Origin of the sequence: Micromonospora sp. NPDC047467, from assembly GCF_040643095.1 — a bacterium.
Classification (GTDB): domain Bacteria; phylum Actinomycetota; class Actinomycetes; order Mycobacteriales; family Micromonosporaceae; genus Micromonospora.
Genome location: NZ_JBEYTO010000006.1, coordinates 1 through 17,057 on the forward strand (window position 1 = coordinate 1; position 17,057 = coordinate 17,057).

General features: G+C 71.4%; 10 protein-coding genes, 1 rRNA gene and 1 pseudogene. 8 read left to right on the plus strand and 4 right to left on the minus strand.

The genetic code is table 11. The features are described 5' to 3' along the window. Window positions 1-89: ribosomal RNA gene (gene rrf, locus ABZ780_RS17680) — 5S ribosomal RNA — on the plus strand; the annotation flags it as partial. 551 nt (window positions 90-640) lie between these two features. Here rrf and ABZ780_RS17685 read toward each other — a convergent pair. Further along, on the minus strand, window positions 641-2,470 hold the full coding sequence (locus tag ABZ780_RS17685; RefSeq protein WP_357009603.1) for a VanW family protein: 1,830 nt from the start codon (window positions 2,468-2,470) through the stop codon (window positions 641-643). A gap of 180 nt (window positions 2,471-2,650) precedes the next feature. Between ABZ780_RS17685 and nudC the strand changes: the two genes are divergently transcribed. Further along, on the plus strand, window positions 2,651-3,568 hold the full coding sequence (gene nudC / locus ABZ780_RS17690; protein ID WP_357009606.1) for an NAD(+) diphosphatase: 918 nt from the start codon (window positions 2,651-2,653) through the stop codon (window positions 3,566-3,568). Here the strand turns inward: nudC and ABZ780_RS17695 are convergent. Next, the gene (locus ABZ780_RS17695; RefSeq protein WP_357009608.1) at window positions 3,465-4,736 is read right to left on the minus strand and encodes a polysaccharide biosynthesis protein; all 1,272 of its coding nucleotides are present in this window, start codon (window positions 4,734-4,736) and stop codon (window positions 3,465-3,467) included. The two genes, nudC and ABZ780_RS17695, sit on opposite strands and share 104 nt — an antisense overlap. 171 nt (window positions 4,737-4,907) lie before the next feature. Here ABZ780_RS17695 and ABZ780_RS17700 point away from each other — a divergent pair, with 171 nt between their 5' ends. From ABZ780_RS17700 to ABZ780_RS17720, 5 genes and pseudogenes are all read left to right on the plus strand, one after another. Next, a complete protein-coding gene (locus ABZ780_RS17700; protein WP_357009610.1) occupies window positions 4,908-6,647 on the plus strand; it encodes a hypothetical protein in 1,740 nt (579 codons plus the stop codon). A 41-nt stretch (window positions 6,648-6,688) separates the two neighbouring features. After that, window positions 6,689-6,850, plus strand: a complete 162-nt coding sequence (locus tag ABZ780_RS17705) for a hypothetical protein (RefSeq protein WP_357009612.1) — start codon at window positions 6,689-6,691, stop codon at window positions 6,848-6,850. A gap of 30 nt (window positions 6,851-6,880) precedes the next feature. Beyond that, the gene (locus ABZ780_RS17710) at window positions 6,881-7,696 is read left to right on the plus strand and encodes a glycosyltransferase (RefSeq protein ID WP_357009614.1); all 816 of its coding nucleotides are present in this window, start codon (window positions 6,881-6,883) and stop codon (window positions 7,694-7,696) included. Beyond that, window positions 7,693-9,144: a glycosyltransferase family 4 protein gene (locus ABZ780_RS17715; protein WP_357009617.1), complete on the plus strand. Its 1,452-nt coding sequence runs from the start codon at window positions 7,693-7,695 to the stop codon at window positions 9,142-9,144. The genes ABZ780_RS17710 and ABZ780_RS17715 overlap by 4 nt, the downstream gene beginning before the upstream one ends. A 59-nt stretch (window positions 9,145-9,203) precedes the next feature. Further along, window positions 9,204-11,201 (plus strand): annotated as a pseudogene (locus ABZ780_RS17720) (alpha-(1->3)-arabinofuranosyltransferase family protein); the annotation flags it as partial. Window positions 11,202-13,256: 2,055 nt separating this feature from the next. Here the strand turns inward: ABZ780_RS17720 and ABZ780_RS17725 are convergent. Beyond that, the gene (locus ABZ780_RS17725) at window positions 13,257-14,750 is read right to left on the minus strand and encodes an acyltransferase (RefSeq protein WP_357010698.1); all 1,494 of its coding nucleotides are present in this window, start codon (window positions 14,748-14,750) and stop codon (window positions 13,257-13,259) included. 134 nt (window positions 14,751-14,884) lie between these two features. On the opposite strand from ABZ780_RS17725, the gene ABZ780_RS17730 reads away from it, so the two are divergent. Beyond that, a complete protein-coding gene (locus ABZ780_RS17730; RefSeq protein WP_357009619.1) occupies window positions 14,885-15,925 on the plus strand; it encodes a DUF3068 domain-containing protein in 1,041 nt (346 codons plus the stop codon). A gap of 97 nt (window positions 15,926-16,022) precedes the next feature. On the opposite strand, the gene ABZ780_RS17735 is transcribed toward ABZ780_RS17730, so the two are convergent. Next, entirely contained in the window at window positions 16,023-16,757 is a 735-nt protein-coding gene (locus ABZ780_RS17735) for a class I SAM-dependent methyltransferase (RefSeq protein ID WP_357009621.1), read from the minus strand. Window positions 16,758-17,057 lie beyond the last annotated feature (300 nt).

Here is a 17,057-nt window from a genome sequence, read left to right on the forward strand (position 1 = left end):
CCGGTTACATTCCGAACCCGGAAGCTAAGCCCTCCAGCGCCGATGGTACTGCACTCGTGAGGGTGTGGGAGAGTAGGACACCGCCGGACAATCTTCCAGTTAAGGCCACCCCATATGGGGTGGCCTTAACTGCGTTCACCGGTATGCCTGCGGGCGGGAACGCGGGCGGCGGCCTGCCTGCGGCGCCCGACGCACAATCCCGCTCACGCCCGCCCAGCCGGCGATAACCCCCCAGGTCCAAACGTTGCTGGACCAGATTCGAGTCAACGAGACCAGATCCGGGTCAACGAGCTCGGACCTGGTCAGGCTCGTGCACGCCCCGGCGTGCTTGATCGCGGATAAGGGCTACGCCCACGACTCCATTGCAGCGGCACCGAGCGGTGGCGGTGCCGAGGTCGCTCACGCGCCCAAGGACAGCGCGACGCACGGCCCGGAGCGCCCAGCCGGGGAGATGCATTCGCACGATCGACACGACCTGCAGGCGGCGGCGGACGAGGCGAAGCAGGAGGCCGAACGCCCAGGCGAAGTGGCTTCGGTGAAAGAGTTCCCGAGACGTCCGGGCCCCTTATCCGTTGAGGACCGCCGGGCCGGTGGCCATGGCGGTCCTCAACGTTCGGGTCGGGCGGCGGATAGCCGCGGCTCAGGAGGGCTTCGGCCCGCAGACGTAGCGGGGCTCGGCGTCGTAGCGCCAGGTGAACTTCTCCCGCTTGACCACCTTGCCGTCCTTCTTGATGACCCGGAAGGCGTCCTGGGTGAAGCCGTTGATGCCGTTCGTCGCGATGCACGTGGGCCCAGGCTCCAGATGGATCAGCTTCGGCGTGGTGATGTTGCGGCGCGGCCCGTACTCCGTCTTCACGCTGTCGTAGATCTTGGTGCTCCAGATCGACACGGTGATCGTGCTCGACGTGTACGAGGTGTCGATGAGCACGCCGTACTCGGTGTTGTTGCGGAACTTGAAGTCCAGGTTCGGCCAGAAGATGGTCGACTCGATGACCGCCGGGTACCGGTCGAACCAGTACGAGTGCGGCTTGTGCTCGACGTCCTCCAACCCGGCGTAGTAGGTGGCGTTGAACAGCGTGGTGGTGAACTGCGAGGTGCCACCGCCCACGCCCGGCACCAGCTTGCCGTCGAGGATGACCGGCGCGTCCCGGTAGCCCTGTTTGTAGCTGCGCTCCCCGGTGTGCCCGTTCAGCGAGAACGTCTTGCCGGGAAGCACGACTGTGCCGTCCACCTTCTTCGCGATGGTGACGATGTTCTGGCTGCGCGAGGAGGCCAGGCCCCCGGTGAACTTGGTGGTGAAGGTGGACACCCGCTCCTTGATGCCCAGGCCGGCGAGCTTCTCCGCGGTCAGTTCCGGCGGCGTCGCCTTCACCTCGCCGGTCACCTCACGGCCGTCCGACTTCGGCAGCACGGCCAGCAGGTCGCGGCTCAGGGCGGCGCTGTCCAGCTGCTGGCCGTCGCGTCCGTCGCTGACCGTGGGCCGCCCTCCGGCGATGGTCATCGTCGCGTCCTTCGGCGGCACCTCGATCGCGTTCAGGCTGTCGCCGAGGGCCGTGCGCAGCCGCTTCACGTCCACCGTCGGCGTGAGCTTGCCGGCGTCGTCGGCGGTGAACCGCAGGCTCTTCGCGATGGCGGCGGGAGGTACCTTCACCGAACCCTTGTCAGTGCGCAGGGTGACCGGTGCGGCGACGGCCGGCTTCGCCAGGTCGGCGACCAGCCGGTCCAACTCCTCGGCGGTGGTCGCGGGGTGGCTCTCCACCAGCGGCACGGTGACCGGGGCGCCGGCCAGCCAACCGGCGCGCACGGCGTCGGCGGAGCGCTCCGGGTCGAACGCCAGCCCCGGCTTGGGCTGCACCACCTTCGGCGTGGTGCCCTGATAGGTGATCGCCGGCTTGGTCATCGGGCGGGCCTGGTCGCCGAGCACCTTGCGGAGCGCGCCGTCCAGCCGGTCGGCGTCGACGGTGACCACCGGATCGACGGTGCGGGAGCCGACCAACCGGCTGACCGCGTGCGCGTCGGCGTCGGCCGCCGCCGCCACGGTCGCCGCCACGTCGACGGTCAACCCGACGTCGGCGGGGTTGATCTCGGCGGTGCGCTCCCCGACGGTGACCTTCAGCGGTGCGGCGAGGGCCGCCGCACGCCGGTCCAGTTCGGCCCGCAGCTCACGGTCGGCGGCGGTGAGGCTCCGGCCGCCCAGTTCGGTGCCGAGCACGCTGGTGCCCCGGGGTACGTCCCCGGCGTACGCCCAGGCGCCGGCACCCGCACCGGCCGCGAGCACGCCTCCGGTGATGCCGGCCGCGAGCAGCATCCGCACCCGCCGGGGGCGGCGCCCACCGCCCGCCGGCTCACCGGCCGGGGTGGGGACGGGCGGTGTGACCGCCGTCGGCCCGTCGTCCGGCCAGGTGACCGCGGTGACCTGCACGGTGGGCCGGTCGTCGGCGGGTGGACGTTTTTCGCCGTACAGCGTCACTACAACCTCGATCGCCAGGTGCCACGGGAGGTCTCCCCTCCCGGAGACCACCTACGGTAACGAATGGTCGGCCGTACCTGCGGGCTGCGCCCACCCGCGTCGCCGCCGCGTGTCGCACCGGCGTGTCGCGGGAGCCGGGTCGGTGTGGGTCCTTGTCCGCCGCCGTGGCACGGTGGCGGAGTGGACGCTGAGGAGCGGGTGCTGGCGTACGGCGGCGGCTGGTTGGACCGGGCAGGGCCCCTGCGCACCGACCCCCATCGACTGGACGCGCTGCTGACCGAGCCGACCACGGTCGTGCTGCCGCTGTGGCGGGACCGCTGCCTGGTCGACGGGGACGGCCCGGTGCGGCTCACGGCGGACCGGGCGGCCCTCGTCCGGTCCGCCGCCGACGAAACCGTCTTTCTGGGGCTCGACGGGGACGTCGCCGTGTTCGCCGTGGACCTCTCCGCGCTCAGCGAGCGGTCGGCCGTCGAGATGACCGGTGCGGCACGGGCCGTCGACGTGCGGGCCCTGGTGGGGCGGCTCGACCCGTCCGGCGCGGCCGTCCAGGCGTACGCCCGGGGGTTGCTGCACTGGCACCGGCAGTCACGGTACTGCGGCGGATGCGGTTCGCCGGCCGTCGCCGGCGGTGGCGGGCACGTCCGGACCTGCGGCGGCGGGGACTGCGGGCGGCTCCTGTTCCCCCGCATCGAGCCGGCGATCATCGTGCTGGTGGAGGCGCCCGGCTCGCCGGAGCGCTGCCTGCTGGCCCGGCACGCCGGCGCTCCCGAGGGGGCGTACTCGACGTTGGCCGGCTTCGTCGAGGTCGGCGAGAGCCTGGAGGACGCGGTCCGTCGGGAGATGGCCGAGGAGGCGGGCGTGACAGTCACCGACGTGACCTACCAGGGGTCGCAGGGGTGGCCGTTCCCCGCCGGCCTGATGGTGGGCTTCCGGGCCACCGCCACGTCCGAGGAGGTACGCGTCGACGGCGTGGAGTTGCTGGAGGCACGCTGGTTCACCCGGGCTGAGTTGCGGGAGAGGGTCGCGGCCGGTCGTCCGCTCGGTCGGGTGGACTCGATCGATCACCAGTTGCTCGATCGGTGGCTGACGGCAGGCTGAGGACCATCACCAGCGCGGTCGCCGCAGCGGTGGCGAGAGCACACCACATGATTCCCTGGAACGTCCGTGGCGCGACGGCCATGGTCAGGATGGCCAGGACGCCCGCGGCCACCCAGAGCGGCGCGGAGGGCCAGCGCGCCCCCGCCGCGATCTTGGCGTTGACGGCCGCGAAGACCAGCGCGTAGAGCGCGCCGGTGGCGGCGAAGAACGGGGCGTACTCACCCAGGGACGCGTAGTCCTCGCCGCCCACCAGCCGGAACGCGAAACCGCCGGCCAGGGCCGAGGCGGCGACGAGCACGGCACCGCAGCCGGCGACGATCGCGAGCACGACGGTGCGGACCCGGTTGTCCCCCACGGCCAGTCGGGGCAGTGCCAGCACCACGATCACCTGGGGTGCCCAGAGCGCACCCTTGGTGAGCACGGTTCCGACGGCGTACGCCCCGGAGTCCGCAGGTGACAGCAGTTGGCGGGCGAAGATCAGGTCGGCGTACGACACGGCGAGCATCGCCAGCGCGGCCGTGCCGGCACTCGTCACCTGCCGGATGCGCAGGGCGGCGCTCTCCCGGCCCGAGGTGGCCCGGCGGGCCGGTCGGGCGACCCAGGCCAGCACGGGCAGCACCAGGTACGAGGTCACCATGCCGGCCACGAGGGTGTCGACGACGTCGGCGCCGAGGACGAGCGCGACGATCATGCCGCCGTACCGTCCGACCGCGACCACCCCCATCGCCCAGGCGAGGCGGAGGAAGCGCTGCTCACCCTGCAACTCGCCGAGCCACCGGGCGGCCAGGACGACCGCGACGGTGGTGGCGGCGACCAGCGCCGCGACCGTCAACGACAGCCGTAGCGCGGTCATCATCAGCGGCGCGGCCACGACGACGGCGCCACCGGCGACGGCTGTGGTGACGAGGGTGACCCGGTTGGTCGGTGCGCCCGGGTGCCGGGCCCGGTGCACGGCGATCGCCATCTGCAGGCCCACACCGGCGACGCCGGCTATCGCGACGAGGGCCAGCACCGTGGCCAGCACACTCAACTCCTCCACCGCGAGGTGCCGGGCACCGAGCATCGGGAGCAGGTAGGCCAGCCCGTTCGTCACCATCGCGGCGCCCGCCACCGCCGCGCCCGCCGCTCCCATGCGGCCCGCGCCAGGCCCAGCCGTCGTCTCTGTCATCGCGCCTCATGTCGGTTCGCCGGGGGAAACGGGTTCGTCCCGAAGCCTCGCGTCGTCGTCGCGGGCCGCTCGTCGATGTCGTCTGGCAAGCTACCGTCCGCGCTTCCCCTGTGCCTAGAGTGCTGTCCGGAGCCCCGGGCGCGATGTCGGGCCCGCGTCCCGTCCAGGTCCATGGGGGTCCGTGTGCGTCGACCGTCACCGGAGATCGGTCCGGCGCTGCTGCGGGCTGCCGTCGTACTCCGTCGGTGGTGGCCGGAGGCCGCGCTCGGATTCGGCGTGGTCATCGCGATTCTCGGCCCGGTGCTCCGTCGTGGCTACGTCCTCCGTTACGACCTGGTGTTCGTGCCGGACCCGCCGTTCGGCGCCACGGTCTGGGGCAGCGGCTCCGAGCTGCCCCGTGCGGTGCCCAGCGAACTGCTCGCGGTCGGCCTGTCCCAGCTGATCCCCGCCGACATGGCCCAGAAGGTGCTCCTCGCCGGCTGCCTCGCCCTGGCCGCGGTGGGTGCCGCCCGGTTGGCTCCCGTCGGCCACCCGATGGCGCGGATCGCGGCCGGGCTCGCGTACGTCTGGAATCCCTGGGTGTACGGCCGGCTGCACCTCGGGCAGTGGGCGGTCATCGCGGGGTACGCCGCGTTGCCCTGGGCGTACGCCTGGGTGCTGGGCGTGGTGCGGCCACCGTCCGACGGCACCGGTCCGGGTCGGCGTTCCGCCGTGGCAGGTGGGGTCACGGTGGTGCTGGGCGGCCCGGCGATGGTGTTGGCGGCCGTCCTCGCCTGCGCTCCGGCGTTGGCCCTGGCGCGGCGGTGGCGGGCGTTGGTAGCAGGTGCCGCGGCGCTGGTCGGCCTCACCGCACCGTGGTGGTTGGCGTTGATGAGCCGGGGTGGTGCCGTCGATCTCGACGAGCGGGGGGTCGCCGCCTTCGCTGTCCGCCCGGACACTCCGCTGGGCGTGCTCGGCAGCGTCGGCACGCTCGGTGGCATCTGGAGCCGCCATGCCGTACCGGTCGGCCGGGACCAGTGGCCGGTCGCCCTGCTCGCGCTGGTGCTCGCCGCGGCGGCGTTCTGGGGGTACGTGCTGATCCGTCGTCGCTGGCCGTCGACGGCGTGGTGGGGCCTGCTCGTCAGCGCGGTCCTGGGCACCGTGATCGCCGTACTGCCGGCCTGGTCGGTGGGTGCGCAGTGGATGGTCGCGCTCGTCGAGCACGTTCCGCTGGCCGGCGCGGTCCGGGACGGCACCCGGCTGCTCGCACCGCTGGCGTTGGTGCAGGCGGTGGGTCTCGGGATGCTGGTGGAGTCGCTGACGACGGCGAGGGCCCGGGCGTGGGCACCGCTGGTGGTGGCCGCTCCGGTGTTGCTGCTGCCTGGCCTGGCGTGGGGTCTCAGCGGTCAGCTCGACACGGTGCGGTACCCGGCGGAGTGGTCGGCGGTGCGCGCCGAGGTGAACCGGGATCCGGCCGGCGGCAGCCTCGTCTCACTGCCCTGGTCCTCGTTCCGGGCCTACCGGTGGGCGGGCAACGTGCCGGTGCTCGATCCGGCGTCGCGGGCGTTCCGGCGGCCGGTGATCGGCGACCAGGACGTGTTGGTCGGTCGGGACCGGATTCGGGGGGAGAGCCGTGAGGCCGATCGGGTGGCGGCAGCGCTGGCCGTGCCCGGCGACCCTGGGCCGGCCCTGCGTCGGCTCGGCGTGCGGTATGTGCTCATTCAGACCGATCAACCCGACGGTGCCCAGGCGGAGAGCCGTTTCGCGGACGCCGAGCTGGTGCGGCGAGACGGGTCGTTAACCCTGTTACGCCTGCCTGGTGCCGATTTCTCCGAGTCGGCAGGGCGTATCGGCATAGTTCCGTTGCTGGGGTATTCGGTACTCGGGGCCACCCTGTTGATCGCCCTTTTGCACCGGCCCGCACAGCAGTGACGCATGTTACTCTTCGGTACCTTTCCCCGAAGGGATCATCAATGAAGGCATCCTTCAATCCCCTCCTGACCGCGGTCGTCGCCGCGGCGGTGGGTGCTGTGCTCGGAATCCTGGCCGTCTCGATCGGGACGTCCACTATCACCAACACCAACAGCAAGCCTGCGAACGTGGAGCAGCCCATCATCGTGTACGGCGAGCGTTGACGGCCCTCCATGGAGGTCCTTCCTCCTGACGTGTCGTCAGATGTGGTCGTACTCGACGTCGTGGTGCCCGCGTTCAACGAGGCACTCCGGCTGCCCGACACCCTGATCCTGCTCCGGGCGGCGCTGGCCGACCTCGGTGTGCCCTGCCGGGTCACCGTGGTGGACAACGCCAGCACCGACGGGACCGCTGAGGTGGTGACGGGCGCACCCGCCGGTCCGGTTCCCGTTCGACTGCTCTGGTGCGGCAAACCGGGCAAGGGTTTCGCGGTGCGTACCGGCGTGCTGGCAAGCGACGCGCGCTACGTCGGCTTCTGTGACGCGGACCTGGCCACCGCGCCAGCCATTCTCGGGCGGGTGCTCAGTCTCCTGACCGAGGGGGCCGACGCGGTGGTCGGGTCGCGGGCCCACCCCGAGTCGGTTGTCCAGGAGCGGCACAGCTTGCTGCGACGGTGGGGCGCGGTGGCGTTCCGTGGCGCTGTCCGGCAGGTGGTGCGCGGCGTGAGTGAGACGCAGTGCGGGTTCAAGTTCTTCGGCAACGACGTCGCACGGCGGGCCTTCGCGCCACTTCGGTGCGGTGGGTTCGCGTTCGACGTCGAGGTGCTGGGCCGCGCCGAGCGGGCCGGTGCCCGTTTGGTGGAGGTCCCGGTGAACTGGGTGGATATGCCCGGCTCCCGCTTCTCACCGCTCCGACACGGCTGGCAGAGTTTCGTTGACGTCGCGAAGATCCAGTGGCGGCTCCGTGGCGCCGGCGTCGCCCCGGCGATGCCGATGCCGATGCCGGTCGTCACCCTTCCGGTCGCCCCGGACGTGACAAGTGGCACCGCCACCGTTGGAATGCGGCCGTGAGTGTCAGATCATCCCGGACCACCGCGGCGCCCACCACCGACGCCACGGTCGTGGGCCGCCGGGTCGCGGTGCTCAACTGGAAGGACCTCTGGCATCCGGACGCCGGGGGAGCCGAGGTCTACGCCTGGCAGGTCGCCCGCGACCTGGTGAGCGCCGGGGCGGAGGTCACCTTCGTCACCGCGCGCCCGCCGGGTCAGCGCGGCGACGAGGTCCGGGACGGCATCAGGATCGTCCGTGTCGGCGGCCGGTGGAGCATCTACCCCCGGGTGCTGGGCTGGCTGGCGCGACGACGGCGTCAGTTCGACGCGGTCGTGGACTGTCAGAACGGCATCCCGTTCTTCAGCCCGGCGGTCCTGCCGGCGGACGTGCCGGTGATCTGCGTGATCCACCACGTGCACGACCGCCAGTTCCGGCTGTACTTCGGCCCGGTCGTGGGTCGCTTCGGGGCGTGGCTGGAAGGGCCGGTCGCCCGACGGGTCTACCGCCGTGCGGTGACCCTCGCGGTCTCACCCTCGACGGCCGTGGCCATCCGGGACCGGCTGCGCTGGGCCGGTCCGGTGGTCGTGGTGCCCAACGGCGCGGACGCGACGTCGCCGCCGGCAGCCGCTGGCGTGGCCCGGGACAGCCGACCCCGTGTCGTCTGCGTCGGCCGGGTGACCCGGCACAAGCGGGTGGATCTGGTGCTCGACGCCGTCCACCAGCTCCGAGCGGATCGGCCCGACCTGCGCCTGGACATCGTCGGTGGCGGGCCGGACGTGACGACCATCCGCCGGCTGGTCGACGAGCGTGGGCTGAGCGACACGGTCACGGTCCACGGGCACCTGCCCTCCGCCGAGCGGGACGCACTGCTGGCCGCCGCCTGGTTGCACGTCTCCGGCTCGTGGGGTGAGGGCTGGGGTCTCGTGGTGGTGGAGGCCGCCGCCGCCGGGCTGCCCACTGTCGCGTTCGACGTGGACGGGCTGCGCGACGCCGTCCGACCGGGCCGCACCGGGTGGCTGGTCAGCGAGGGCGAGAACCCCGCGCAGAGTCTCGCCGCCGGTCTCGACCGCGCGTTGGACTCCCTCGCGGTGCCGGCCGAGGCGGACCGGATGGCCGCTGAGTGTCGACAGTGGAGCGATTCGTTCGGCTGGGCCGACACCGGCCGGCGGGTCCGAGCGGTCCTCGGTGATCTGCTCGAGCCACGTGCGGTGCCGTGGGCTGCGGGGAACGCGTCTCTCGTGGTCCGGACCGACCAGCCGGAGAGCCTCCTCGCCCGGCTGGCCCCACTCCTCCCGTACACCCGACATGTCGCGGTCGACGAACACGGTCTGTGGATCCTGGTGCCGGGCGCGGACCCAGCCGCGATCCGGCAGGTGCTGCTCGGGGCGGGCATCGGCGCCGAAGACATCAGCGAGCGGAACGCCAGTGGGGACGAACTGCTCACCGGAGTTCCGGTACGGCAGTGCTGACCGCCTGGTCGACCGCTCGTCGCGCCCCCGGAATACCGACCGCCACGGTGTCCCTGGCGGTGTGGCGCCTGCGTGAGCTGCTGGTCTGCCTCGCGCTGATCGGTCTCTGCATCACCCAGGAGCCCGGGCTCATCGTGCCCGACACGAAGCTGGACATGGCCCTGGACCCGGGCGGGTTCCTCGCCCGGGCCACCCACCTGTGGACCGCGGACTGGCAGTTCGGCACCCTCCAGAACCAGGCCGTCGGCTACTTCTTCCCGATGGGGCCGTTCTTCCTGCTCGGTGAGGCGGTGGGGCTGCCGGCCTGGCTCGTCCAGCGGCTCTGGATGGCGGCCCTGCTCTGTGTGGCCCTCACCGGTGTGGTGCGGCTGGCTCGCGCCCTCGACCTGGGTGGACCGGCGTCACGCCTGGTGGCCGGCGCGGTGTTCGCGCTCTCGCCCCGAGCCCTCTCCCTGGTCGGCACCGTGTCGCTGGAACTGCTGCCGTACTGCGTCGCCCCGTGGGTGCTGCTGCCCCTGGTCAAGGGAGCTGCGGGTGGCTCGCTGCGGCGGGCGGCCGCGCTCAGCGGCTTGGCGGTGGTCTGCATGGGCGGAGCGAACGGGGCCGCCGCCGCGTGCGCCGTACTCCCGGCGTTCCTCTTCGTGGTGACCCGCGCGCCGGGCTGGCGACGGATCCGCCTGCTGGCCTGGTGGACGGTGGCGATGGTCGTGGCCACCTTCTGGTGGCTGGTGCCGCTGCTGCTCCTACAGCGGTACGGGTTCCCGTTCCTGCCGTACACCGAGAGTGCGGCGGTCACGACGAGCGTGACGTCGCTCCCGTCGGCCGTGCGGGGCGCCACCCACTGGGTGGGTTACCTGGCCGTCGACGGTGTGCCCTGGTGGCGCTCGGGATGGGCGTTGGTCACGACGCTCTGGATGATCGTGCTCACCGGCCTTATCGCGTGCATCGGCCTGGCCGGACTGGCCCGTCGGGATCTGCCGGAGCGGCGGTTCCTGTTCATCGGGGCCCTGGTCGGGTTGCTGACCCTGACCGCGGGAAACCTGTCGGACGGGGGCGCCGCCTTCGCCTCGACGGTGCGCGAGGCCCTCGACGGCCCGCTCGCCGCGCTGCGCAACCTGCACAAGTTCGACGTCGTACTTCGCCTGCCGCTGGCCCTGGCCACCGCGCACATGCTGCACACCGCCGGCCGGATCGCTGTCATCCGCCGGGTCACGCGTCCCACCAACATGGCACCCCGGCGGGTCGCGTTGGGCGTCACCGCCGTCGCGCTCCTCGCGGTCACCAGCGGCGCGGGGAATGCGGGGCTCGCGGCGGGCGGCGGATTCTGGACGGTGCCCGACCACTGGCGGCAGGCGACCGGATGGCTCGACCGGAACGCCGGCCCGGGCACCACGCTGCTGGTCCCCGGTTCCAACTTCGCCGAGTACAACTGGGGGCGATCGTTGGACGAGCCGGTCCAGCCCTTGCTGGACTCGCCGTGGGCGGTGCGGTCGCTGGTGCCGGCCGGGTCGGCGGGCAACGCCCGGCTGCTCTCCGCGATCGACGATCGACTCGCCTCCGGCACCGCCTCGCCAGGGCTGGCCGACGTGCTCGGTCGACTCGGCGTGCGATACCTGCTCGTCCGCAACGACCTCCGCCAGCCTGTCGGCGGCATCGCGTGGCCGGTTCTCGTGCACCGCACGCTGGACAGCGCTCCGGGGTTGTTCCGGGTCGCCGCGTTCGGCCCGAACAGCGGGGCGACGCCGGACTTCACCGGAGCGTGGGACTACGGGCTGCACGTGCCGTATCCGGCGGTGGAGATCTACGAGGTGGACCGGCCGACCCCTCGGGCCACGCTGACCGACGCGACGCAGCCGCTCAACCTGGTCGGCGCACCGGAGACGTTGCTGGACCTCAGCGACGCCGGTGTGCTCGGCAACCGGCCGGTGATCCTCGACGGCGACGCCCCGTCGACGACCGGCGGGGGCACGGTGCTCGCCGACAGCCTGCGCAACCGGGAGATCGACTTCGGCCTCGTCCGTGGCAACACCTCGCGGACACTGACCCCCGAGGAGCGGCCCCGGCTGTCGCGCATGGAACACGACATCATCGATCCCGCGTGGACCTCGTCGGTCACCTCGTCGGGACATGCCGGGGTGACCAGCGTCGAGGCGTCCTCCAGCGCGGCCGACGTCGCGGGGCCGGCCGGGTTGCGCGACCCCTCGGCCACCCCGTTCGCGGCCATCGACGGCGACAGCGGCACCTCGTGGCTGTCGGACGGTGCGCGTAAACCCGTGGGCCAGTGGGTGGAGATCCGGTTCCAGGACAAGGTCCAAGCCGGGTCGGTGGAGTTGCAGGTGGTCGGCGACGAGGTTGTCGGCGCACCGGTCACCCGGGTCGAGGTCAGCACCGAGGGCGGCTCGTACGTGCACTCGGTGGTCGACGCCGGGTCGGCGCCGCTGCGACTGTCGCTGCCGTCGGGGCGTACCACCTGGCTTCGGGTGACGATCGACGGTGTCGCGGGTGCCGACGTGCCGGGTCGCCGCGCGGGCATCCGGGAGGTACGCGTTGCCGGGGTGAGCCCACAGCGGTACCTGCAACTGCCGGCGATGCCCGATGCCACCAGCGCGCCGGAGGTCGTCGCGCTGACCCGCAAGGCCGTGGACCGGCCGGCCTGCGCGGTCGCCGGTGTCCACTACCTGTGCTCTCCCGACCTCATCCGGCAGGGCGAGGAGACGGGACTGGTGCCCCGCCGCTTCGACCTGCCGGCGTCCACCAACTACCACCTCACCGGCCTGGCCCGCGCCACACCCGCCACCGCGCGAGCGGTGTACGACGACATGACGGGCGGCGAAACCTTCACCACGTCGAGCTCGTGGTTCGACGATCCGGTCGCCTCATCGAGGTCGCTGGGCGACGGGGACGACGGCACGGCCTGGTGGGCGGACCCGTACGACCCGCAGCCGACCGTGAAGGTGCGCTGGGCCAAGCTTCGGACGGTGAGCTGGGTGCGCCTGCGGTTCGCGGAGAGCCTGGTCGCGGCTCCGCCCAGGACGGTCCGGATCACCGGCGACGACGGCATCCGGGAGGTGACGGTCGACCTGGACGGTGTTGCCCGCTTCCCGGCCCTGCGTACCCGCGGCCTCGCCGTGGCCGTGACCTCGACGGTGCCAAGGATCAACCAGTCGACCGCGCTGTTCGAGCCGCAACCGCTGCCCGTCGGCCTCAGCGGCATGGACGTGCAGGGCGTGCCCGAAGCCAACCAGCCCCGTGGCCTCGACCGTGAGGTGACGTTGCCGTGCGGCGCGGGCCCGACGATCGTGATCAACGGGGCGCCAATGCCGACGACTGCCTCGGGCACGTTGCGGGACCTGAGGGATCTGCGGCCACTGCGGTACCGCGCGTGCCTCCCCGAAACCAAGCCGGCGGGCCGAGCCAAGGCCACCCCGAAGGCGGATGCCGACGAGGTCTCGCTGCGGGGCGGCCCGAACGAGGTCTCCGCGCCGCCGGATCGGTTCGTCGTGGACAGCGTGATTCTGACCGGTGAGCCGGCGGTGCGACCCGCTGTGGCAGCGGGCGCCGAGTCGCCCCGCCAGGCCGTTGCGGTCCTCGACTGGGACGACCAGCGTCGGTCGGTCGAGGTCGGGGCGGGTGGCGGCAGCTACCTGGTCGTCCCGGAGAACGCCAACCCCGGCTGGCGGGCAACCCTCGACGGTGTCCAGCTCGTACCGACGCGCCTGGACGGGTGGAAGCAGGCGTGGTTCGTGCCGGCCGGGGCCGCCGGCCGCGTCGACCTGGTCTTCACGCCCGGGGAGCAGTACGTCCTCATTCTGCGCGTCGGCGTGGGTCTGCTGCTGCTGTTGGTCGTCGCAGCGCTGATCCCCGCGCGTCGCCATCGGCCGTCGTACCCGGTGGTGCCGTCGACGATGCCGACGGCGCCGCTGCTCGCGGTGGGTGTGCCGGCGCTGCTCGGGGGCTGGATCGGGCTCGGCTGCGCCGCCGTGGTCCTGGCCCTGCACCGGCGACGGACGCCCAGCCCTGGCTGGATCTGGGTGCCGGCCGCCCTGGGGCTCGCGGCCTACGGGACCCAGCGGTGGTGGCTGCCGCGGGTCGGCTCGGAACGGCTGGCGGATCTACTGGTCGTGCTTCCGACCGGGCTGCTCCTCGTCGCGATCGCCGCTCTGGTGCTGCGTTTCCGCCGGGTGCGCGGGCGGTACGAGTTGCGCCGCGAGGGTCGGGTGCCCGCCGGGGACCGACGACGCGGCCTGCAGCGCTGGCACCGGCGTCGGCACCTGGACCAGGGAGCCGGGTTCGACGACCTCGGGCCCGGGGCGGTCGCGCCGCCGCTGCCCGACCCGCCGGAATCGCCGCGACGGCCGCTCGATGAGGTAGTAGCTGGCCGTCGCGACCGGGATCGTGAGGGCCAGCGTGAGCGCGAGGAGAACCCAGAAGGAGCTGTCCATCCGGGTGAATCCGAGCAGGCGGAAGCAGGCCTCGAGGGCGAGGAGGTGCCACAGGAAGATGCCGTAGGAGATCCGGCCGAGAAACAGGACCACCCGATGGCCGAGGAGCGCTCGCGGCACCCCGCCGGAGCCCGGGCCAACGAGCGGGGCGATCACGCACCAGGCGATGAGCAGGAACACCAGGTGCTCGACGATCGACTCGATCGCCTTGGCGGGTTCGACCCCGCGCGGGCCGGCGATCGGGGTGCTGGCGATCCACAGCAGCGCGCCGGCGATGAGCCACGACGTTCCCGGGGCGAACGTGAAGACGCGCAGACCGCGCGGCGTGGCGGACCACAGGTCGTCGTCGCCTCGGCCGGACCCGCTGCCGGCCAGGCCCGCGAGGAACGGGGACGAGGTCGTGCTGGCGGGCCACGAGGCGAGCACGGCCAGCATGATGCCGATGCCGAACCAGTCCAGAAAGGCGGGCAGCCAGAGCACCCCAAGTCCCGGTAGTGGCGAGTCGGGACCGTGCGCGTACGCATTCCAGGTTAGGCCGGCAAGGACGAGTATGGCGCCGAGTGCCAGTTGGCGTCGGGCTCGGCCCAGCGGAGTTCGACCGCCCATTCGGCGGCCGAGCATCGCTATCACCGGCAGTGCCAGGTAGAAAGTCGCCTCCGTAGCCAGGCTCCAGGTCTGCTCCATGCCGACCGGTAGTCGCAATGGCTCATAAATCTGTGCCAGCAGAAGGGGAATTGCCCAGTCCCAGACTGACCTGAGGTAATCGATGTTGAGCCAGACGAGTCCAACGGCAGCCATTGCCCAGTACCCGGGCAAAATGCGCAGCGCACGATGCCAGAGGTATCTCCGAACAGACGGTCCGGACTGCCCGTGAATGGTGGCGAGCGCGAATGGTCGGTAGAGGAGGAAGCCGGACAGCGCGAAGAAGATTGCCACCCCCACATCCAGCCTGGCCAGCACACCTCCGAGGCGGGCGAACGAGTTTGTGAGTCCGCTGAGGAAGGCGACATGGTGGACGACAACGCCGATCACCGCTATGGCGCGGAGTCCTTCCAAAGCGGGAAGCCAGCTATCCGAACGGCCAGTATTAGGAGCGGACAGGCCCGCCTGTCCGCTGATCGAGCCCGATTTGACAGGTCGGCTCACAGTTCCCTCAACATCCATTTTGATGTCGCAGCCGCGCGGCTGCGTTCCACCGGAGTCGGTACGCCTCGAAGGTCGCCTCGGACCATATCCGAAATCGGCCTCGTCATGTACTGTCAGCCGACTAGTCGAGTCTTTACAAGGGGAGGAGTTACATGCGATCCACGTCGGGTGCCATCTTGGTGGCGGCAGGCGCTTTCCTGATCGTCGGGGCCGTGGCGACGCCGCTGATCGTCGCGCCCGCTCTCGTCAAGGTGCCCCTTGACCAGAGTTCGGTAACGGTTTCAGAAGCCCAGAACGCGACAGTCCTTGACTTCAGCACCCTGTCGGAGCGGAGCGGCGTCAACCTGACCGCCCACCGCGCCGTGCGGGGCGACGTCGACGACGGCAACGCCGACCGGACGGTCTTCAACGTCGGTGTCCGGGTGATCGACGACGCCGGCAAGGAGATCACGGTCAGCACGGACCGGGTTGCCCTCGATCGGCGAACCGCAGAGGCGGTCGCCTGCTGTGCCGAGGACATCAACGGTGCGCCCTTCAAGCACGAGGGCCTGACCTACACCTTCCCGTTCGGCACCGAGAAGAAGACCTACCAGTACTTCGACAACACCGCTCGGAAGGCGTACCCCGCCAAGTACCTGGGCACCGAGCAGCTCCAGGGTTTGACCGTCTACAAGTTCGAGATGACGGCCGAGCCGGTCAAGATCAGCGAGATCGACGTTCCGGGCAACCTGATCGGTTCGACGGAGGCCACGGTGACCGCGGGCCGCTTCTACGCCAACACCCGTACCCTCTGGGTGGAGCCGGACAGCGGTGTGATCGTCAAGGGTCAGGAGAAGCAGCTCCAGACCCTCCGCGACGAAACCGGCGCGGACAAGATCAAGATCATCGACGCTACTCTCGTCTTCAATGAGGAGACCCAGAAGCAGCAGGCCAAGGCTGCCGAGGACGCGCGTGGTCAGATCAACCTGCTGACCACGGTGGTGCCGATCGTGCTCGGTCTCCTCGGCCTCGCTCTGGTCCTGCTCGGTCTGTTCCTCATCATCCGCGCGGGTCGCCGTGGGCCTGACGCGGCGCCGGTGCACGCCGGCGACCAGCCGACGACCGAGCTGCCCTCGCAGAGGGCCTCGGAGCCGGACGAGGACTCCCCGGCACCCGCTGGCGGGCGCCACGCTGTGGAGCGCAGCGAGCCGTAACCAACCCACCATCACACCACCGCACGCCGACCTGACCGGGCCGGCCGACCCCGAGGGTCGGCCGGCCCGATCGTTAGCCAGGCTGCCGGGCGGTGGGTCAGGCGCGCCGCACCGCGTACCGGGTGCACACCCAGTCCTCGGTGTACGGCAGGTCGGGTCGCTGCCCGACGATCTCCCCGCCGTGTGCCGCCACCAGCCGCACCATGTCGGCGTGCGGTACCGCGGTCATGCTCATCGGCGCCGGGTAGTTGAGCAGCCGACGCTGTGCCCAGCTGATCAGGCGGAACGGCGCGACCTTCCAGATCATGCCCTTGGCCGTACGCGCCGGCTCGGTCGGCAGGCCCACGACGGCGATCCCGCCGGGCCGTAGGACACGCAGGAACTCGGCGAGGTACCGGTCGATCGCCGGGCGGGGCAGGTGCTGCAACACCAGCGCGCTGTAGACCAGATCGAAATGGCCGTCGGGGAACTGGCTCAGGTCCGGTGCGTCGTTAAGGACGAAACGGATGTTCCCGGCGCTCCGGTCAAGTTGCCGGGCGGTCTCCAGCATGGATGGAGCGATGTCGACGCCGACGACCTCGTCGGCGTGCGGGGCGAGGCCCTGCGAGAGTCGCCCGGCCCCACAGCCGAAGTCCAGCACCCGTTCCCACCGGGTTGGCAGGCCGAGTTGCCCCAGCCAAGCGGCCGTCTCCTCGACGTCGGCGCGGCCGGTGGCGAGGAACTCGTCGACGTCCCACCGCCCGCCGCGCTTGCCGGGCTGGACAAGCACGGCCCACAGCGGATCCTCGGCGCCCAGCTTGGTCCAGTCGCGCCGTACGTCGTTCAGATTCACGCCGAAACCCTAGGGCATCCGGGGGGCCGCCGGGATCGACCGGACGCTCGGATGTTCGGTCGGGGGCGACGACCTGAGCAGGCGGTCTGGCCCGCGCGCTTTACATCCGTTACCTGATTGTAATCCCTCGATGTTTAGTCGCCCTCGGTAGTAGTCGTGAGAATCAGTGCCGGTATTTGTCATTTTTTTTGGCCTATGTGCCTCCAGCGAGTTCAACGCTTCGTGGTGATCTCCTGTCGATTGGCCACCCTCGTGTTACCGCCCGGTAATCGGGGGGTTGTGAGCCGCGTCGCAACGGGT